This window comes from Burkholderia sp. SRS-W-2-2016 (assembly GCF_001931485.1).
GTDB lineage: Bacteria > Pseudomonadota > Gammaproteobacteria > Burkholderiales > Burkholderiaceae > Paraburkholderia.
This window is the reverse complement of record NZ_MSDV01000078.1, coordinates 30,319-51,111: the sequence shown is the minus strand read 5'-3', so window position 1 is coordinate 51,111 and position 20,793 is coordinate 30,319. Positions and strand designations below refer to the sequence as shown.

Sequence of the window (20,793 nt, the reverse complement as noted above, 5' to 3'; positions counted from 1 at the left end):
TGAAAAGGCCCGCGTGGAGCGGGCCTTTTCACATGAAGAAACCCTGTTGAAACAGGGCAGCGAGCCGAACTCAGAGATCAACGAATCGCGGCAACAGGTCCTGGTCTGCCAATCGGATTTCGATATCGTTTGCCACCTTGAGGTGATCGCGGTTGTTCACGTCGAACACTTCGTCCGTCACGCTAACAATGATCGTGCCTTGCTGTTTATCGTCGCGCATGACAGGAATCAGGGCGCGGGCTTCCGGCACTTGTGCGGGGGTGAGCGTGTGCGGCAGGTAGAGCATCCAGCCGACGCCAGGGCGGTCGGGGAAAACCTTCGTGGCGGAGTATGCGTAAGGACCGACTTGCACCACCGCGCCGGGCCAGATTTCTAATGCTCCAACAACAAGCTCGGCGACGCGCTCGTAAGAGCGTAAGCAATCGAAGCCTTCTGCTCTGAAATCAAATTTTGACAACCATTTTAACTCGTAGGTTGCTCCGAAGCCTGCACCGCCTGTTCCTTCAAGCCCGTTCCAAACATGAGTACTACTCGAAGATGCGCCTGGCTCGCCGGATGCTGTTTCAATAAGCGCATCGGATGGTCCCGCGATGTTGAATGCCGGGACATCTGGGTCCCCCATAACAAACCATTGATTCAGGTCAAAACCGACATGCTCTGCTCTTTGAGCAAATCTCCAAACGTCGTCGCCTTGCTGAGAGGGAGACGGCAAAGCAGATTGGTTAAGGCGGAATGTAAGCCTCAATTCAATGTCGAGAACATCGTGACTGTTCATGATCCGGCGCCTTCCTTTATCAGCATCTCTTTGTGTTCAGTGGTTATCGGAAACCCGTTGCTTCCGAACTCTACGGTGGCCCATTGAAAGAAATTCTTCTGCATAAAATACCACCGCAAACTAGTTGGTGGATTGGCAATGACGACATTGCTCTGCTCTCTGGCCTGACTCATTATGCTGTCATACGCGGGCTTTGATTTCGCCTCTCCTGGATTTTTAGGTCCTTTCCCATAGAAGAAGAAAAATTTCGGCTTTCCCTTGTTATCAAAGAAAAAGTCATAGTTGGCTTTAGCTTCCTGCAACAAACACTTCGCCTTTTCAAAACCGTCGAAATCCTTGTTACTGAACTTCCATTCCCATCCTGGAGTAAACCCGGTTATGTAGTACTGGTACCTTGCTGAAAGCTCAGACATTTCATATGGCACAGGCGCTTTAGTACCTTTTTCAGCCGGACACTTGCAGCGCTGTTCCCGCGTGCGCGCGATAGGCTGTGCCTCCGCTTTTGCCTTGTCTCTATCCTTTGCCGTGTCTCCCGGCAACGCCAGAACCGCCGCCGTGGCTGCACCACCAGCCGTCGCCGTTGCTGCACCCGACGAAACGAACGCCGACCATGCGGCTGCTATCGCTTCGCCCGCCCCTTCGAGGAGCGGTATTGCCAACACTGCCATTTACTTGTTCTCCATTCTTTCGCGTAACTTGGCGCGCGCTACGTCCATCATCATGTCGAAACGCTGTTCGGACGGCATTCCTTTCTTCTCCAGCCATGCTGCTACGCCAGGCTTCCTATAAAACCCCGGCGAAATCGCCTCAAGATAGAGAAATTGAACGATCTGCCGCTCGTGAACAAATTCAAGTTCCTTCGTCCGCGCGTAGGCCGCATTCAGCCGGTCGCGCAAGGTTGGATCGTTAGCCAATACGGGATAATCACGCACGATGTCGCCGCGTATCACGGCCACGTAGTTGTGATCTTCATGGACTTTCAGTAGCGCCCATTGCTCGTCAGTGAGTTGCATTGTCGTTGATGGTGAACCGTTGTCCTTCGTTGAGGTATTGCCATGCTTCGGCGGTCCTGAAAAGCTCGCGCGCGGTCTTGTTCTGGCAAACCGCGTTGAGTGCATGTAACACCCTGGGGTCCCAGAAGCGCAGCAGCGCAGACCGCCCGGCTGGCAGCCTGGTATTCAGGTGCGGCCGCAGCTTTTCGGCCTGTCTTTCCAGGCTATCAGAGGTAATCAGCCAGATCACGCCAGGGCGTGCCAGTTCGAGTTCGCCCAAGTCCGCAACACGGTCCCGTGCCATCTTCGGGTCGATCAGCCACGGCCCCGCGTGCGCGAGCGCAATGTCTTTCGTGCCCGCGAACAGTGAGATCACCATGTCATCTTCGGGCGCAAGTTGCTGCCCGGTTTGCTGGTCATACTGGAGTCCATCGACCAGCGCCAGTACGCGGCCGCTGTAGTGACGTTTCCGATAATGCCGAAGTTGTTCATTTACTGAGCCGGGAATCACGAACGCTCCAGGGTAATGACACCGTTCGAAGCGGCGTGAACAAGACATTCAATGCAGATGGCGGGGTCGCCCTTACCCAGGACCTTCGCGCCGTCCTCACCTTGCCAGGACTTCGCCGTGCGTACAGTGAGTGGCATTGCTTCCTGCCAGCCCTGGAGTTCGGCCGTATCTGTATCGACGGCATAGACCAGCGCATTCGCTTCGTTAAAGACCGCACCGACTTCGGGAACGGTCACCGATCCATTGCGCCCGGCGTGCAGTTTCGCCAGCCACGCCGCTTCTTCAGGCGTTTCCGCAACGACGGGCGGATTGGCCGCCCACATGGGCGTATTGGCAATCGCCGGTATGCCAACGAGGCGTCCTATCGTGTTCCCTGTGTCACTCATGCGCGCTCCCTGTCTCGCGGGACTGCAACGCTCTTCGATGTAGTGCCATCTATAAGCCTTCCTGTACAAAAAAAGCGCGACGGTACGCGCCGGGGTAGAGGCGGAAGTGTTTAGCGCTCCAGCGCCATCGTGCCGTTTTCGGCGGCGTGGATCATGCATTCGAGACAGATATTCGGTTGAGGCAAGACCGACCACGGTGTCACGCCGTACATGGATGCCTTGCCCTTTTTCTGGACGGTAATGGTCTTGAGGAACAGATCGCCGGGGCCGCCGAGGGTAATGCTGCCGTCCTTGATTTGCACGAACGCGCCGCCGCACTCCAGGATGATTTCCTTCGCCGCCGACACTTTGACCTTGCCGTTGACGCTGGCAACGTTCACATCCTTGTCCGCAATCAATGACATTCCATCGCCTTGCGCCTGAATCTCGACGGGGCCTTTGGCCGCAAAAATCTTCACGCCAAGTTTCTGTGCGAACAGCGAAACCTTTTCTCCAGCCGCGACCGTGAAGCGTTTCAGCACGCTCCAGTCGGCGTTCTTTCCGGCTACCGCGTTGATACTTTCCTGCGCCGAAAACTGCATGCCACCGCCAGCCACAACAGCCGCCGACGCCGGAGTGCTCATCAGCAGCCCGGGCTTCTCCAGGCCATCCAGGTCGTCCTTGACTTGCTGCTGGGCGTCGGTGTCGGCGGGTTCCGCTTTCGCGCTGCTGGCCGACGCGGCGAGCGCCTTCGCGGTCGCCAGAGCGCTCTCAAGCTGCGCGATGGTCTCCTGCATGTCCAGTTGCTGGCCGGTCGCGCCAGGGCGGTCGTAGGCCGTGAGCATCATGCCCTTGCCCGCGCGGTTCACGCCGTAACCGGACGTGCGAAGCTCGAAACCTTCGCCCCGGTATTCGAGCTTGTTATTAACCTGATAACCGAGGTTCAGTTGCGACTTGCCCGAATGGTCCGTGCTGAGCTTGATGCCTTCCTGGCCCGTCCAGTCCTCCATGCGCAGCTTGTTGTTCTTCTGCGTGCGGATCATGTTGCGCGAGAGCCAGCGCCGGTCATTCGTTACCAGGTCGCGCGCCTGGCTATGGTGGTGGAAAGCGCTGATTTCGGGCTTGTCGGGATCGCCATCTCTACACGTAATCACGGCTTCGGCATCGTCCAGTGCCGGAAAGTGCATGCCGGTTTGCAGCTTGCCCGCGAACGGTTTTGCCAGGCGTAGCGGTACACTTTCGCCACCGTTAGGCCATGTTTCGAAATCCGCATCGAACCGAACGCAGTAATGGCCGTCTTTCGTGATGTACGCGTATGAATAGGAGTCCGGGCTTGTGACGCGGGCTGAAAGCGTGCCGGTCACCCTGGCCCAATTCTCAGGCTCAAGCTTCAGACGGAAACGGCGGTCGGCGGGAATCGCCTTGTAGCTGTTCGTATAGGATGAATCGCGAGCACCGGTATGCGTGACCTCGATAATCAACTGGCCTTTCGGCGCATCGGGCAAGACAATATCCGTTTCCAGTACATAGCCCGGCTGCAAAGCCAGAACATTGCTCTCGCCTTCAAAGACTACCTGCCAAGCAATCGCCGCTTCGTGGCGAAGCTGCGCTTCCCATTTCGCGCCCGCCTGGTCAAGGTGGTGAGTCCCGTACACATAGGACTGGCCGTAAGTCGTGGAATCGCCGGGTGCCACGTTGGCTTCATCTTTCAGACGCTCCCACGATTTTGCCGGGTTGTAATCCGACACCATGAACGACTGAGGCACGGTCACGGTATGGGTCTTGATCGACGTGACCGCCTCAACGCCGCCCGCTTCGAGTCCTGCCGCTTCGCGGTATGGCACGATCCGTTGCGGCTCGTCGTAAAGGTAATGATCCAGGTCGTCGCCAAAGACCACCTGGTCGCCGTATTCCGTTTCCTGGATATAGCTGTAAATGCCCGCCTTCTCCTGGAGCATATGGGCATACGCTGAATCGGTCATGCCGTGTTGCATGCGAAAATCATGCGTCACATACTGGTGGCGCAGCCGAAAACTGAATTGATGCTCACGCATTCCATGAGCACGCAGGATTGCCGCAAGAATGTCCGGCGTTGAGGCGTGCTGGAAAACCTTGTTTCGGGTGACTGCCGCGAGCCGCCCGAAATGCGACTTCAACACGATTTCATACTTTACGTAATCGTGCGTCGTTTGAATCGTGGAAAAGCGCTCGATGAAGCCGCTGAATTTTCGTGGCTTGCCATCGTCGGACATGATGCTGAACGTCGCGTCAAGGTTCAGATAATCTGCGCGTGAAAGCTGCTCGGGGTGCGTTACTTCGATAACCACTTCGGACGGTGCGCCCATCTTTTCGGTTGCCTTGAACGACACAACCGATAACGCTGCTGCGCTGCTAGTGCCTGGCACATCCAGAAAATACGCCTGGCGTCCTGTGACGCTCTCGCGTATCGGGTCAAATTCTGCCACTTCGTGCTCCCCGAAAAGATTAGCGACGCAGCGTTCGCTGCGAAACCCATTACATGACCATTTAAATTTCGGCACGTCAACGAAATCAAATCGAGATAGCCGGAAATTAACAAACATTGACAGAGGCGCGAAGCGATCCATTCACGACGCATGTCTGCGCGAAAAAGGCGCGACAAATCGCGCCTTTCCAGGTGACACAGCAGATCGCCGAACGTCGTTAGTGAGAAGTGGAAGCGGCCTGTGTGCGCGCTTCCGTCAGAAGCTCGATAGCCTCGTCAGCGGTCAGGTGACTTTCAGAAAATCCCTTGGCGTTGAGCGCGATGACTTTGAATAGTTCGACTTCATGCTCCTGGGTTCTCTGATAATCCTCTGCCGTATCGACAAACAGTTCCAACAAATTGCGCTGGCTGTGTCTCTGTCCAGCCGTCAGTGCAGGAGTAGCGTGTATGGTGGCTGCAAAAGCAACAAGCTTCGCCAGTTGACGGCCTTGCCGTTCGCACAGTTCGAGAGCGGAGAACGCCAGTTTCTCGTACTGGAGGGCATCGACAGGTGGACGCGAAGCGCGATTGGAAGTTGCGGCGGATTTGCTCATGGTGCGATCTCCCTGTTACTTATGTGGATCGCCCGACACTCGCGTATAAGGTGGGTGAGCGGGCACATTGACAGGGTTGGTCGACCGGCTCTGTAACCACTACCGGCAGGCGCGAACGCCTCCCTGCCACGGCCCGCCCATAAAGATACAGACGCGCAGAGGCAGACGCACGACCTGCCTGGGCAGGCGTGCGGGTTACAGAAGTTCAGGCGACCAAGCCTGAGCCGTCGCTGTTTTGACGGCACTCAGATTATAAACAGATGGTGAAGCGTTTGGCACCTATTGGGAAATGGTCGGGGCGGACGTGGAGGCAGGCAATGACATCGTAGCGCTATGACCTTCTATGTCGCTGACGGTGTTCGAGTCACCCTCAATATGAATCAGCGTACAGGCAGAAATTGCCAGCACGACCAAGGCGAGCGTGACGAACAGAACTGGAATCGAATGGCGCATGGCGTACCTCCTGGGTCCGTGGATGAATCATTGCTGCGCTTCGCGGTACGCATGGTTTGCGGTCATCTGGATTACTCGCAGTTGCCGGTTCAGGTCGCGTACGGCCTGCTGCCGTTGAGCGGCGTCTTCAATCCGTTCCGCTTCCCTGCGTTCCTTGAACAGTGTTTTGACTTCGCTGTTGGCGGCTTGGTAGATAGCCAGCCCCTGTTCAACGTTTGGGTGCGATGTGTCGAAGCGTTGAAGCGTATCGTTTTCCTGCGCGTACTTGCGCTCTGCAACGAGTTTTTGCAGGTCGGCGTAGTTCTGCCGGAAATCGACCGTATCCTGATTGATGACTTTCGATGCGAAGGTCTGCGCGCCGGGTATATCACCAAGAGTCCACTCGGTGTCTGCTTTCTCGCCGAGCAATTGAGTTGCCCGGATCGCGTCCATTGTTCCGTTACCGCCATAGCTGCGTAACAGGAACTGGAGCGTTTCCGGGTACACGTCTATTCCGGTCGCGTCGAATAGTGATTTCGCCGCCCCCTTGAAAATCGCCGACGTGGCAGGCCAGCTTTCGCCAAAGTGCAGTTTGCTGCCGGTCCATTCGTCGGGTTTGTGGATCGGGCTGCCCTGAGCGTTCTGGTTCATCGCAAGTTGCAGCAAGGGTTTCATCAGCGCGGGCGTGAACTGCTGCATGGCCCAACCGGAAACGTCCCGTGTCGGGTCAATGTCTACCGGTTCCAGCGGCGAGAAATTGGACATCAGCGCTTCCTTGCCGACGTTGCCCGCGAACGTCGCGCCGTCGTCCACGCCATCGGCATAACGATGCAATGCTGCCGCAAGCGTGAGCGCGATCCGGCCATAACCGAAGCCAACCGGGAATTTCCAGCCCTTGCCGTCCGGGTTGTTAGGGTCCAGCAACGTCAGGAATCGCCCGGTCTGACTGAGCGGCACCTTGTCGAGCCGCGCAATGCCGTCGTCATCGTCGCCGCTCATGGCTTTCATCGCGCCGTACAGACCGTACATCATGGCGAACTGTGCAACGAGCACGGCCGCGCCACGGGGCGAGCGCAGCGACTGCGCCATGCGCCGCGCGTCGAACAGCGCCGGACCCGCGAACGTGTACAGTGCGCCAAGTTGCCGCCCGTACTTGCCCTTGGTCTCGAAGTTCATTGTGTTCTTGGTGTATAGGGCCGCGTCGCGTTCTGACATGCCCGAATCAACGAGTGCCTTGAACAGTGCTACGCGGGAGGTCATTTCCATGTGTTCATTCACATGGTCGATGAAATCGCCAATCTTTTCGGCTGCGGCCTTCGTTCGATGTGCGGGCGTCGCGCCTGCGGTCTTCGCGAATTCGTTTTCGATGTTGCGCATGGTCTCGTCGCGGAACAGGTCGCTATACATCGTCGCACCGCCGAGCTTTTCGTATTTCTCACGCCACTGGTGGTAAACGCTGTCGGGCTTGTCGCGCCACTGCGTTGAAAACGTCACGTTGTTTGCCGCCGCCCGACGCACTGCGGCCAGTTTGTCGGAAACTGGCGCATCGGCCATGATGAGCGAAAGCTGTGATTGCGTGTCCCGAATCTTGTTCATCAGCGGGAACATCGGGTTATAGCGGGTGTAGATACCGGAAAGCAGCCGCGTAGCACGATCCGGCAAAGCAAAGACGCCATCAATATCCGCCTTGTTGGCGCCGTTTAACGCTTCGAGAATCTTCTGGTTGCCGACATCCACGACGGTTGTACGATTGCCGTCGTGCAACACCAGCGCGTCGGGCGACATGCCTGCGCTCGCTTTTACCCGACGATGAATAAAGCCATCTTCACCGATGTACTTCTCGAAAATCTCGTTGGTCGATCCATCATTCACGCGAGCCGACGCGAGTCCCTTCGCGGCGGGCGACTGTTCCATGAGTCTCACGAAGTCCCGCTTGAAGTCCTGCATACCGGCTTGCCGGATTGCCACGTCGGTACGCTCCAGCACGTTGTGCAGCACGTTCTGCGATAGCGTGCCTTCGCGCCCCGTTGCCTCTTTCGCCCGTGGAGACTTGAGACTGACGGCCGACGAACGGGATAGTGCATCTTCAGTCTCGTTCGGATCGCCCGTGAGCGGCACGTACCAGCGATAGTTTGGCCGCGCAGCTTCCATTTCTGGCGTGAGCAAACCAGCAGCGCGAAGCGTGTTGTCGCGTTGTTCAAGGATCGGCTTCAGATGATCGCGATAGAGCTTTTCGTAGAACGATTCGAGTCCGGGCGCTTCGCGGGCGAGGTCGCGTGTGATTGCAGCAATCTGCTGGTTCGTGCGTCCCGACCCGGCCAAATCCTGGCCCTGGGTCTTTTCGGCAATCACGGCATTGCGTTCCCGCCCGTGCTTGACCAGGTTGCCCATCGTGCCGATATCTTCCAGAAACTGGCGATAGCCGTGTTCCCTGTACCAGGGCAGGTCTTTGAATGTGCTGTTCCATGCGCCCGCTAACGTCTTCATCATCGGCGCTACCTGGTCGTGTTCGAAGTCGTGGATGTTTTTTTGTGTCTTCGCTTCGAACGTTCGCATCGTGTTAATAAAGGTTCGCCCGGCTGCCGTGCTGCCGCTACGCCTCACAAGCTGTTCAAGCGGATTGCGGTAGTCGAACAGGTTCGTTACGGTGTTTTCCAGCCACTTCGGCTGCGGCGCAGTGCCGCCCTTCGACAGCACGCGTTGAGCGTCGCGCAGCGACCGGCGCGGATTGGCGCGCAGAGACTGAAGCCGTTCAGCCAGCGTTTCACGTCGTTCCGCGAGCGGTATGGACGTGCGCGACGCGGGCGACGTCGCGCCGTGAGCCGTACGGGAGAATGCGGCTTCTGCTTCGGGACGGGGGGCGGCGTCGGTCAGGCTGCGGCCCTGGGTTTTCAGATAGCGCTCTGTATCGCGTAGCAGTCCGGCAATCTGCGCATCGGTGGTATCACTGCGGACAAGCCCGATGCGCGTCAGGAAAGTACGCACAGCACCAAGCACGCGCCGGGTAAAACTGTTCTGCATGTTGCGCTCGGCCATTAGCGCAATCATTTCCCGCGCACGACGCTCGGGCGAAAGACCGGGTTGCAACACGTCCACTTCAGCACCCAGGTCACGCAAGGACCGGTTGCCCGCTTTCTCCGCGAGCGTCACCTTGCGCGCAAGCGTCTGCATGGCGTCGGTGCCGACCATGTTTTCCAGCCCGTAGTGCCCAACCAGTTCGTGACGTGCGACTTCGCGCGCACGTTCGGGCGTCGCGATGTTCTCCGCAATGAGTGCTACGCGCCCGGTACGCGGGTCATAAAATCCTTCGACGCGCCCGCCAACTTCGGCGGCGGCCTGGGCGCGAATATGTTCGGGCGCGAGTGCAATGGATGGATATACGTCAATGTGAGCGCTGGCCGGGTCGTCGCGGATAGCGTCGCGCACGTCAGCCGCCGACATGGCGAAAGACGGCGAGGCTTGCCGGGCATCGGTGCGCGAGAACTGCGCGTCTTCCGCAGCGCGTCCTTCCTCTTCCACAGGAAGGCGCGACGGCATCTGGACATCTTCAATACGTCTGAACAGGTCTTTGATATCGCCACCGCCTGACAGGTCGATATTGCGTTGGTGCAGAAGACTCGCGCGTTCCGGGTTGGTCTGTTTCTCCAGCACAACGACACGCGATTTAACCGACGTCCCCGCACGCTCAAATACGGACTGAGGTAACGAAACATCAGCCACGCTGTAGACGTGCTTCGCCGCATCGCTCTCCATCATCTGTTCAAAGCGCCGGTCAGCCGTGCTGCCTTCAGGTATCAGCGCGACAATGCGCCCGCCATCGCGAAGATGCGATATGGCTTTCGTGACGTGTTCAATCGCCGTTTTGCCGCCCAAACCAAACGGCGGATTCATCACAATGCCGTCGTACTTGTTGCCGATATGGTGATCCTCAAAGCGCGTCGCCTTGATGTCACCGGGCGCATTGAGCGCGAGTCGCGATTGCAGCGCACTGGACGGTTCAATGAAGGTGTTGGTTGTGTTCTCCGGAAAGAACCGCGCGATGGCACCATCGCCAGCGGAAGGTTCAAGGGCCTTCTCGCCGGGTCGCAGTCCGGCCCATTCGACCATTTTCAGACCGACCGGCTCAGGCGTGGCGTACCAGTCAGTCCCTGCACGTTGGTCGCGCCGACCGCGTTCCTTCTGTTTGGCAAAATAAAGTGTCTCCGCTTTCCTGAACGGAGACATCTGTTCAATCATCCGGTCGGCAGTTTTCCCGCCGACGCCCTGGCCGAGGTGCGGCTCGAACGACGAACTGTTGATGTAGCCGTCCTTGAACGCGCGTTCCATGTCGCGGGCACCATGCCCAAGCGCAAGGTTTTCGGCCGTGCGTGTGCGTTGGGCGATGGTATTGGCGAAGGTAGCCTGTTCGAAGTTGAGCCCAGCCTTCAGGTATTCGACGGGTGCATTCGACTGGTTTCCAGTGCGATAGATGCGGCCTTCCATCTGGATTGCGTCGGTGGGACTGGTCGGCAACGGCAATGCCATGAGCACGCGCTGCTTTTTCCCGGTGGTGTCGTGCAGGCTGATACCTTCCTTACCGGCCTTCATCTGGACCAGGATAACGTCCTTGCCGCCCACGTCGTCGTTGAACGCCTTGATGTTGCGATACCGTTGGCCCTTGGGCACGTCGCCATTGAAGAGTGCAAGCCGGTCGCCGAACGCGGTCGTGAACGCATCGATGGGGTTTCCCAGGCGGTTGAAGTCCATCCGCGATACATCAGGAAACTGCGCCTTGAACCGCTTTACTTCGTCGCGCCACTGAGTATCAGGGTCTCGCGACGGTTCACCGGGTCCGGCAAGTTCGCCGCGAATCTCGGGTGGACGCGTTGATGGAAAAATGAACGGGTTATCGGTATGTCCCGTTTTGTAGCCGTGAAATACGACGACCTTGCGGCCAAGTGCAAGGTGTTTCTTCGCGCGTTCAACAGCGTCCCGCGCCTTCAGGTTTTCCAGCAGACGGTTTTTTGCGTGATAGTCGAAGCGTCCCCCGATGAACTGGCGCAGCATTCCATACTGGCCTTGCCAGTCGAGGATTGCGTTCAGCGCGTCATCAATGCGTCGCCCTACATTGGTTTCAAGCTCAACAAAGTCGCGCGAGTAATCTTGATCGAGTTCCAGCTTCCGTCCGGACACTGCGCCAGATTCAACCATGCGGCGGTGTAGCTCACGCTCCAGATAGCTCTGATTGACTTCAGCGTCAGGCGTTTCGAGCCGGTGATAGCGCCACTTATAGCCCAGGTTGTCGATATAGAAGCGGTCGCGCTCGCTCGGGCCTCCGCTCGTATTGTTTTTCCACGCGGGCCACACATAGCCGTTCGCCGCGTCGAGATTCTTGTGATAAGGGAACGGCGTCGCCGACAGGAAGACGACGTTCTTCATCGGGTCGCCCCTGATCTGTTCGTACTTCGCATCTACCTTTCGGTTATAGGCGGCCTGACGGTCACTAAATTCCTTGTCTACCTGACTTTCTGCGGCCGGTTTGCGCATGCCCTGAGCCGTGAGTTCGTCAACGCGCGCCCGGCGCGCTTCGCGAAGCGTATCGCCTTCCTCCCTGAAATACGCCTGCGCTTTCATGAGAAGCGCGTCGGGGTGATTCGTGAGTTCGCGCAACCGGTGAAGTGCATCGGTGTATGCACCTTGTTCGTTCGACATCAGATAGTGCGACTCGTCGGCAACGATCAAATCCCAATCGCGATGAACGAGTGCATGATTCTGACCGAAATTTGCGTAGGTGGTCGCGACCATGCCGTGCCCGGCTGTCGTCGTGCTATCGAGCTGGTCGATGTGAAGGTTGAGATTCGCGCCGTCCTTGATCCAGTCCTTCACCTTGGCGTCGGTCGGCGCGAGAAAGAGAAGATTGCTTTTGCCACGTCGCGCGAAGCGCTTGGCAATGCCAAGACCCGTGTAGGTCTTGCCGGTGCCCGTGCCGTTCGTGAAGAGAATGCCGGGCTGACCGTCGTTGTGGAATCGCCGTTCCGCTTTCGCTACGTCTACCTGTTGCTCGGGTAGCAGGACAGGAAGTGTTTCGCGGATATTGGACAGATCGCCGACGTGGACGGGAATGTGCTGGTCGGCGTGCTTCTGTTCTGCAATGCGTTGCGCTAGATCGCGGTTTCCTTCTCCAGCAGTTCGTACAACGTCTTCGCTTCGGTGCCGCTCAGGTTGTACTGCTTCGTCATCAGGTGTACCGCTTCGCTCACTTCGGTCAGTTCCGGCAGCATGCTCGCCAGCGTGGGGTCGTTCGCTTCGCTCACGTAATGACGAATCGCCTTGCGCTCGATCCACAGGGGGAGCACGGTCTGATACGCGACGATGACCTTGTTCGGTATTCCTTCGGCCGTCATCTTCGCGGCCTGTTTGTCCAGTTCGCTCACGACCTGGCTCTGCGTCGCCGCGAACATCCTGCGCGCCCATTCGGTTCTGAGCGGGACCGCTTTCGCGATTCCGTTCCATATCCACTGCGGTAGTTCTGTCACCTGTCGTTGCTCCTAAAAGGTCGGCGAGTTGTTCACGAATAACCGGTTCTCGCTTCGCCGAAAAAATCCACCCAGAATGCTTGCGATTCCAGATTCCGCCTTTGACCTCCTTGATGCGGTCAATGTGCGCTCTGGTGTCACCTTTGATGATGATTGCCTTGTCGGTCAGGCGCTCGATTGTGAGGGGCGAGGCGTGCGGCGCTTCGACTCGCGTTTCCGCCGCATGGCTGGCGGGTGCGGATTCTGGTTCGGTGGGGGCGTGGTCAAAGATTGACCGTTGTCCTGCTGCGGCTGCAACGTCTGCATCGCGGTCGCTACCGGTCAGGCGGAAGTCCTCGCGCTGTGCGTCGGCTGTTGCTCGCCGGTCGGCCGCTTCAGTACGCTGCTGTTCCTGCTGTTGCGCATGCCGTTGCTGGGCCTCGCGCGAGCGCAGTTCTTCAGGTGTTGGGTGTGTGAGAAGCGGCGCGGTGTCCGCTTCTTCATGCGTTACCGGGCCGGGTTCTGCGTGCGTTTGGGTAACGGCGGATGTGCGTCGAGCGCTTCGCGGTTCGGTGGGCCGGACTGCTTCAACAGGTTCACGGTCTGCCGGTCCTCGTCGGTCAATGGCTTGCCGGTGAGCATCTTGTCCAGCAGGCTCACTCCCTGCGCGCTGCCCCAGATTTTGCGGCCTTGCGGTGTCATGCGATTGCTCCAGTACGTGTTCAAGTACCCGCGTGCGCGAGGCGCGCTCAACGGGTCCAAACATATCTTCAGTTGGTTTGGAGACCTCACTATAGGCGAAATCGGCGACATGTTGCAATGTGGTTCCAATACGTTTTGCAGAACGTACATTGGCCGCGAACAGTTCGACAATGCGATGCGCGTCAGGCGACAGCGCAATGTCGCCTTGCCGCGCGAAGTCATCGAGCTTGACGCCACGACGCCGGGCATTGACCGCGATCTTCGCGGCTTCTGCGACGACAGGCCTGATATCGAGGTCGCCCGCACCATGCAGGCGTGACATTGCCCCGGCCGCGTTCGCCATGCCGCCAAGTACGGTACGCGCTTCGGGGTCGGTCGCCTGTGCATATAGCCTCACCAGTTCGGGGTCGTCGTAAGCACGCTGGAACGTCGCGGCCATCAGGCGGTCAACGGCCTGGCGCGTGGGCGAGCCGTCCGGGTTGAGCATGCCAACCTGTTCGCTGACTGGCATCGCGCGCACGAATTCACGGATCGACGCTGGCGATGGTTCGCCGCTCTCGTCAAACTCCAGCGCTTCGAGCGTATCGGTATTCAAACGCTGCGAATCGTTGCGCGCCTGTTCGACGGCTGATAGCGCAGCCGTGCCACTGGTGTTTGACACGTCGCCGATATCGTCCGTGACGTGTTCACGCGGCATGATACGAACCAGAACCGGCCGGTGCATGCGCTGCACGACATCAGGACGGATACCCGTGAGCGGCGCATCCTGCGCGATGCCAGCGCGATAGGCGCTGGTCGTGCCGCGCTCGTACGCCGCCTGTATCCCTGCGACACGTCCATTGCCTGCAATCGCACGCAATCGGTCTGCGTGCCCCTGTGCGTAGCCTGCAACGGGTGTTCCGTCCGCTCTATTGGATGGCAGCAAAGTACCGGCATCGACAACCGCATATTGCACGGGAATGCGTCGGCCATCAGCGGCGACGCTGATGTCTTCGCGGCCAAGCTGGTCGGCTGGAATGTCGAGCGCGGGATTCGCTTCGACCACGGGCGCACCGTTCGCAAAGTCGCGCGAGAACGAGAGGCGCGACGGGTCCGGGTCGGCTGCGATGCGGTTCATTTGCTGGATCGCGGCCGCCGTGGAACGGTCGCGATTCTGCAAAACTGCGGTATCGGGTAGAGGTGATTGCGGCGCTTCGGGCGCGGATACAGCGGGGGCGTCAGGCGTGGTGGATGCGGGCGGCGCTTCGGGTTCGACAGATTCAGCGGGCGCGGGTTCGGCCGGTGGTGGTTGAGGGTGAGACTCTACGGGAACGTCGCTGCGTCGTTGTTGAGCAAGCCGGACATCGGACGTAAGCCCTGTCTGCAATGCTTCGGCCTGCGCCGCGCGTGCAGCAGTTTCTTCGGCGTACGTCCGTGGACGTGCGACGCCCGACGTATCAACCGTAAAGCCGCGTCCCGGTGCGTCGGCCTGTGGCGACGGCAGTGCGGGTACAGCCTGCGGACCTTCAAGTGCGCGGGTCGCCGTTTGCCGTTCGGTACGAAGTTGCAGACGCTGCATGAGCGCCTGCGCAGCGCGGCCTAGACTATTCTGCTGGCGCGCGGTGTCTTCGAGCGTGCCGTTGCGAAGATCGGACTCAAGATGCCGTGCAACGTAATCACGGTTGTAGATCGTCGGCAGTGTCGCGATTGCAGCCTGAACGTCAGCGGAAATGTCTTCGGCCGTTCTCCCGCGCATCCTGAAGTTCGCACCAGGGCGGGCCGGACTGTCCGCGCCACCCGTACCGGTTTCCGCCGCAACGGTCGGGTCCGGCTCTGCTGCTGGGGCTGGCAGCAACGGAATGCTGGCAGGCGGCGCTTCGTCAGGCAACGGCGCGGGCGCTTCGGCCGGCCGGTGTCCACCCACCGCCGCGCCGGTCAGCGCGCCAAAGATGCCACCCTGAGCCGCAGCGGTGCCAACGTCGGCAGTCAGGCTCTGTTGCGGCAATGCGCGCTGCAATCCGTAGTTCGTCGCGAACTGCGTCGCTCCCGCCTGAGCGGCCTGTGATCCCGCTTCGGCGAGCGCCGTGCCGGTGCGACCGAAGCGCGACGGCAGGCCTGCCAGTGCGCCTTCCGCGCCGACTACGCCACCGGCCGCGCCGAGTGCGCCCGCCGCGAGCACTTCCGGCAGGTTGCGCGAGAGATTCGCACCGATGGCGGCTTTCGCATCCGGTTCGCTCATTGTCCGGCGTAGCTGCGCATATTCCGGGCTGCGCGTCATCAACTCCGCGTCGGGTATGGCGCTAATCTGGTCCCACACATTGCCACGCACCTGTCCCGCGCCCGCTGCGCCGCCGAGCGCCATATTGGCAAGAGCGGCGGCACGCGGCGCGGCCCCTGCAATTCCGGCTGCGGTTTCCGCTGCCATCGGCAGATACGCGGCCATGCGCGCGGCACCGCCCGGCACGACAAACGGTGCGATCATCCCGGCTGCTTCCGCGCCGGTCTGGAGCGGATTGCGATACATATACTGGAGTGTCGGGCCGATGCCGGAACCACCAGCCGCCTTGTCTTCGGCAATCAGCCGCTCACGCCGTAGCATTTCGTCGGCGATAACTGGCGAATAAGCGCGGTCGATATCACGGAGTCCCTGACCGAAGTACTGTGAAGCGGCCGACGTGGGAGAGAACAGGTCTGAAATGGATTTGGCCGTGCTGATGACGCCTTTCGCCGCCGTCATACCGGTATCGGACGCAGTCTGGTAAAGGGAACGCTTTGGCGCAACCGGCTGGTCATGCGCGTACTGTTGATGGAAATAGGATTGCAGCGTGGCGGGATCGTCGCCCGTCATCCGCGCAAGTTGTGGCAATACCTTGCCCACGTAGTCCGACCATACATCGCGCCGATACTCGTAGTCCTTGCCATCGAATGCCCGAGCCGTCTTGTAGGCATCCCACGACCACGCAGACAGGTCCGGCTGTTGCGGCGGCTGTAACTGTGAAGGTCCGTTCACGTCGCCATAGGGTAGCGTGGGTTCACGCTGGAGCGGCTGGTAATCGGGCAACATGCCGAGCGCACGCATGCGCCGTGTCGCATCATCCTGCGGCAGGTTGTACGGCGTCGGGTCAGACATCGTTCAGGACGGTGCGGATATAGCCGTCGAGCCAGCCGGACCAGTCAGGCGCACCGTCCGCACTAGTGGTTTGCGGCATCGTGCCAGGCTGGCGCGCGGACACTGGCGGGCGGTAGAGACTGGCGAATGAATCGCTCTGTTCCGTGCGGCCGGGTTGTGGTTGTGCAGGGCTCGCGCTGATGGCTTCCGGCTCGTCGGTATCGCCGGTCTCGCCTGGCGCATTGGGCAACACGTTGTATTGCCGCGCGGCCGGGCCGATATCTCGCGCGGCAAGCGAAGCACTGCCGCCGACGCGCGCCCGATAGGCGGCGTTCACGTTGCCCCAATTGCGGCGGTCAATGCCACCGTGATACTCGCCGATTGCAGCCTGTGCGTCGCCGCGATTGCGCTGCAATCCTTCCTTCAGCACAAGTGCCGCGCCGAGCGCTGCGGCCTGCGGCGACGAGTACGGATCGACACCATAGTTTTTTATCAGGCCTGCGCGAGTCGCGGGAATAATCTGATAGACGCTGCGTGCGCCCGCAGATGAAACCTGGTCGGCATTGCTTCGTTCGCCGCGTGTGCGGATTGCGCGCAACAGTGTCGGGTCAATACCGGCCTGTTGCGCGGCGGTCTGTTCGTACCGGTCATAGACAGGATCAAGATACGATTGTGCGGGCTTCATTGCGACGCTCCCCCGCGAGGCATGTACTGCGCGGCAAGTGCGCGACCCGCCGCAAGTTCGTCTTCATGCTGCTTGCGCTGTGCATCCTGTTGACGCTGCATTTCGCGCTGATACCGCGCCATGTCCGCAGCCTTGCGCGCCGCATCGCGACGCGTCTGCGCTTCGTAGACCTGGTTACTGAGCGCCTGATGCGCAACGCCGAACCCCGGCTTTCCGTTTCGCGGGCCGTAGACCGTCATTCCGCCCGCATCGCTTTCGAGCTTGCGAAGCGCCGCCACAGCGCGGTCATAATTGGCGCTCGCGTCGTTGAGTTCGGATTGTGGGTCTACCTGTGAGGGAGCCGAAGCAGGCACAGGAGTGCTCGCGACAGGCGGAACGCCCGCGACGGGCACGGGCGTCGATACCGAAGCTGGCGCGGCTGGAGTCGCACCAGCAAGCGCCGCCAGTCTCGCAGTTGCGTTGGGCGTCAGTCGCGCGGGCTCATAGGCGGGGACGCCGGGCAAACCGGGTGGCATGACTGGCGCGGGCAGCGCCGGTCCTGACACGGGCACGGCCGCAGCGTCTGAGAGACCAGCCGGGGACGGGACGGTCATGAACGGATTGGCAGCCGTGCCCGTCGTGGTGCCTGCCGACGCACCGTAGGGTTGGGCAAAGCCATATCGCGCCATCGGTGCGCCGGGCATGGCTACGCCCACCGTTCCACCACCGCCACCTATTGCCGACATGCCTATCGCTGACGGGCGTCCTTTCTGCCCGCGCATCTGCGCCGTTTGCAGACGGTTTGCATAGCCCTCGCGCGTCACCTCGTCGCGCATCTGTTGCCGCTCAAGGTCGGTCTGGTAACGCAAATCGGCGTACGCATCACGCTGCTGGAGTTGCGCTGTCAGTTTCGCCGCGTCGGCACGCATCCGTTCGAGGTTGCCGTAGTACTGCGCGGCAGAAGCCGTATCACCAGACAACGCCAGTGCGGCGGGTATCTGCCCCGCAAGACCGAACGCGCCGCTCGCTCGTCCCTGCGCATCGGTGAAGATCAGGTTGCCCGCGTCATCCCGTCCGGGCGTCAGCCCGTAGCCGAGTCCAGCCGCGCCCTGGCCCGCGAGCGCATCGCCAGCCGGGCCGCTGAGTGCTGTACCCATCGCCAGCAGTTTGCGATACGCGCCTTGTTGCGCGGCATAGCCCGCGTTCGCGAGGTATGGATTCGCCGACGCTTCAGCCGGATCAATGTTGTTGGCGACATAGTTAGCAATATCGGTGTCGGTCGTGAGGCCGCTCCTGACGGCCTGTGCGCGTAGCCCGGCAAGCGTATCGTCGGCCTGTGCCTGATGCAGATTGACGCCCGATGTCGTTGCGCCAAGCGCCGCATTGTTGAGGCCATACTTCAACATGTCGCCGTACCCTTGATTCAGGGTGTCGTACTTCAGCGAATTCGATAGTTCGTTTGCGTCGGCCCCGAGCATCTGGCCGGGCATCTGGTAATCGGAAAGCCAGTCTTCGCGCATGCGCTGCTTCGCGCGAAATCCCGAGTCGAGCGCATCGTCGCGCACGCGGTTGAAGTCGCTCGCGAAACCGGCGAGACCGTAGTAGGCCATGATGGATTCGCACCTATGCGAAGGTCGAAGACGGGCCGACTGTGTTGGCGTCCCACATCGAGCCGCCCATATTTGCGCCCATGCCGTAGCCGAGGCCACCCGGACCCATTAGCGTCGCACCGCCAAAACTGGACACACTGCCAAACGAACTGACGCCGCCGATGCTCGCCGCCGAACGGCTGGCCTGCGGTACGCTGCTGTTCGGAAGAAACGCGCCAATCAGCCCGCCGAGGCTGGAGAGGATCGCGCCGTAATACTGATTGCGCGCGGCCAGTTCGATATCGGTCCCGCGTCCAATACCTTCCGCCGACGCGCGCAGTTCGTTCACTGCATCGGCCTTGATGTTGCGGCCAATGTTGAATAGCTGGAGCTTGCGATTAAAGAACTTGTCGCGCCGCTGTTCCTGCCGTTCTTCCAGATAACGGCGCGTGCGTTCCTTGGCTTCGGCAACGGAGCGGGCTTCTTCAATCGCCATTGTGCGATCCAGTGCGATTACTGCGCCAATGCAGTAACGATTGCGTCGCCGTTGTGCCTGCTGGCGCGACAGCCCGAACTGCACGCGGATTTCGGTTGCGGCACGGTTTGCCTCGTCTTCAATGGGTTCAGTGTATTCAGGGCGAGCACACTCAATATCGACGGTGGCGTTCTCGCATGGCGCAAAGTGCGCGCTGTAACGTGCGTATTCTTCTTCCGCAATGTTCTGCTGGCGGTCGGCGATGTCGTATTGCTTGTCGGCCGCATCCTTCGCTGCGTTGAGCGCATTGTTGGCAAGCAGGACTTGCGCCGCCGCATAGGCCGCCTGTGAGATGGCCCACGCAGTACGCCAGTCGCTTTGCTGCTGGCTCCACGTCTGCATGTCCCTGTCGCGTTGCGCGCGGTTGGCGTCATCGTTCGCCTTGGCCTGCGTCGCCCATGTATTCGCGTTCGCCTGCTGGTTGAACCAGACCTGATTGATTGCCCCATAGACACCCGACTGCATCGGGTCTTGCATACCCGGCCAGTTGGTAATGGCCGTAGCATCGCCACCGCCGCCGCTCATTTCGACACCTTCTTGACGATCACGATCCCGGCGCGTTTGTAGCCATACCTTACGGCTGCGGACGCTATGCGTTCGGCGCTATCATCAGCCAGTAGCGTGCCGCGAACTTCTATCGCACCCGATGCCGCCGCCCATCGTTCGAATTCCGCAACCATATCCAGGTAGACGGTGGTGGCGCGTGCAGATGGTCGCACCCACGCCAGAACGTCCCGCGCGAATTTGCGGTCACTGAACACGTCGCTGTCCATCACGCCCCCAAGAAACCCAACTACCTCGTCGTTGACTTCCGCGACGCAGAAGAACGCATAGGGCGCGATACCAGTTACCGCGCCAGTCATTCCGCTGACAGCCTTTAGAAGATTGGGCACAACACCGTCGAACGTTTCAGCAATCGCGTCGGGAAGCATTCGAGCAACCTCCTGCACCTGAGCATAGGAGACGTTCGCCTGGGAATTTACGGAAATATTCAAATTGCTCTCCCGCTAGAATAAGCGTCGTTACCCAATGAGTGGAGCCAGCCTAGTGCAAACGAAAACGTACCGTAAAGACATGCCACCCGCTGAAGCCTCCGACCTGGACGCTTTGTTGCGTGAGACCCAAGGGAAGGCAGTATCTGACCATCTAGAGTGGCAATTGGAGGCCGTGAAGCACCTTGTCATATTGAACGGTGCCGGCTTGGCTGCGGCAGCAACCGTTCTGGCTGGAAATGGGAACTCCGAAATCCGCTTTGCAGCGAGCTATGCGGCGTCGGCTTGCGCCTATGGCCTTATAGTGGCTCTGTTCCTGATGATCTGGCGATGGTTTTGGGCGCTCACTCAAGCACGGCGTTTTGCTTTATTCATCAACGATTTCAAAGCAAATCGCGTCCCTAAAGAGGACGCCGCAAAGCTGGCCCTATCCCGATTTGGATACATGTTCGCTCTAGGCTTTGCCGCTATGTCTCTTGGCGCCTTCATTCTCGCAATGTACTTCGTGTTTCATACTGCAAGAGTCCAGTTATTAGAGGATGAGCAGCCGGAAGCACAATCAGTTATCGCCTACAAATTTCACATCTGAAACTGGAG

The 20,793-nt window shown here is 59.7% G+C and carries 14 protein-coding genes; 1 reads left to right on the top strand and 13 read right to left on the bottom strand.

Going from position 1 to position 20,793, the window contains the following annotated elements; all coding sequences use genetic code 11:
• Positions 1–70: 70 nt before the first annotated feature.
• The 13 genes from BTH42_RS36220 to BTH42_RS32015 all read right to left on the bottom strand — a co-directional run bounded on the left by BTH42_RS36220 (position 71) and on the right by BTH42_RS32015 (position 20,199).
• Entirely contained in the window at positions 71–775 is a 705-nt protein-coding gene (locus tag BTH42_RS36220; protein ID WP_256702476.1) for an immunity 52 family protein, read from the bottom strand.
• Positions 772–1,443: a Tox-REase-5 domain-containing protein gene (locus tag BTH42_RS32065; protein ID WP_075305200.1), complete on the bottom strand. Its 672-nt coding sequence runs from the start codon at positions 1,441–1,443 to the stop codon at positions 772–774. The genes BTH42_RS36220 and BTH42_RS32065 overlap by 4 nt, the downstream gene beginning before the upstream one ends.
• On the bottom strand, positions 1,444–1,788 hold the full coding sequence (locus BTH42_RS32060) for a hypothetical protein (protein ID WP_075305199.1): 345 nt from the start codon (positions 1,786–1,788) through the stop codon (positions 1,444–1,446).
• The gene (locus tag BTH42_RS32055; protein ID WP_178392281.1) at positions 1,775–2,278 is read right to left on the bottom strand and encodes a DUF4123 domain-containing protein; all 504 of its coding nucleotides are present in this window, start codon (positions 2,276–2,278) and stop codon (positions 1,775–1,777) included. Before BTH42_RS32055 ends, BTH42_RS32060 begins: the two co-directional genes overlap by 14 nt.
• Positions 2,275–2,664 (bottom strand): hypothetical protein, encoded by a 390-nt coding sequence (locus BTH42_RS35180; protein WP_075305198.1) that lies wholly within the window; start codon positions 2,662–2,664, stop codon positions 2,275–2,277. The genes BTH42_RS32055 and BTH42_RS35180 overlap by 4 nt, the downstream gene beginning before the upstream one ends.
• Before the next feature lie 110 nt (positions 2,665–2,774).
• Entirely contained in the window at positions 2,775–5,249 is a 2,475-nt protein-coding gene (locus tag BTH42_RS32045; RefSeq protein WP_256702475.1) for a type VI secretion system Vgr family protein, read from the bottom strand.
• 76 nt (positions 5,250–5,325) lie between these two features.
• The gene (locus tag BTH42_RS32040) at positions 5,326–5,700 is read right to left on the bottom strand and encodes a hypothetical protein (RefSeq protein WP_075305197.1); all 375 of its coding nucleotides are present in this window, start codon (positions 5,698–5,700) and stop codon (positions 5,326–5,328) included.
• 279 nt (positions 5,701–5,979) lie between these two features.
• Complete coding sequence (locus tag BTH42_RS35730) at positions 5,980–6,153, bottom strand: hypothetical protein (RefSeq protein ID WP_178392280.1); 174 nt, start codon at positions 6,151–6,153, stop codon at positions 5,980–5,982.
• 27 nt (positions 6,154–6,180) lie between these two features.
• Positions 6,181–16,437, bottom strand: coding sequence for an LPD38 domain-containing protein (locus tag BTH42_RS32035; protein ID WP_083655001.1), 10,257 nt, complete (start codon positions 16,435–16,437; stop codon positions 6,181–6,183).
• The gene (locus BTH42_RS32030) at positions 16,430–17,101 is read right to left on the bottom strand and encodes a transglycosylase SLT domain-containing protein (RefSeq protein WP_075305195.1); all 672 of its coding nucleotides are present in this window, start codon (positions 17,099–17,101) and stop codon (positions 16,430–16,432) included. Before BTH42_RS32030 ends, BTH42_RS32035 begins: the two co-directional genes overlap by 8 nt.
• Complete coding sequence (locus BTH42_RS32025; RefSeq protein ID WP_075305194.1) at positions 17,098–18,690, bottom strand: hypothetical protein; 1,593 nt, start codon at positions 18,688–18,690, stop codon at positions 17,098–17,100. Before BTH42_RS32025 ends, BTH42_RS32030 begins: the two co-directional genes overlap by 4 nt.
• Positions 18,691–18,703: 13 nt before the next feature.
• A complete protein-coding gene (locus tag BTH42_RS32020) occupies positions 18,704–19,729 on the bottom strand; it encodes a hypothetical protein (RefSeq protein ID WP_075305193.1) in 1,026 nt (341 codons plus the stop codon).
• A complete protein-coding gene (locus tag BTH42_RS32015) occupies positions 19,726–20,199 on the bottom strand; it encodes a hypothetical protein (protein WP_143752291.1) in 474 nt (157 codons plus the stop codon). Before BTH42_RS32015 ends, BTH42_RS32020 begins: the two co-directional genes overlap by 4 nt.
• A 52-nt stretch (positions 20,200–20,251) precedes the next feature.
• On the opposite strand from BTH42_RS32015, the gene BTH42_RS32010 reads away from it, so the two are divergent.
• The gene (locus BTH42_RS32010; RefSeq protein WP_143752290.1) at positions 20,252–20,785 is read left to right on the top strand and encodes a hypothetical protein; all 534 of its coding nucleotides are present in this window, start codon (positions 20,252–20,254) and stop codon (positions 20,783–20,785) included.
• The last annotated feature ends 8 nt before the right edge of the window (positions 20,786–20,793 follow it).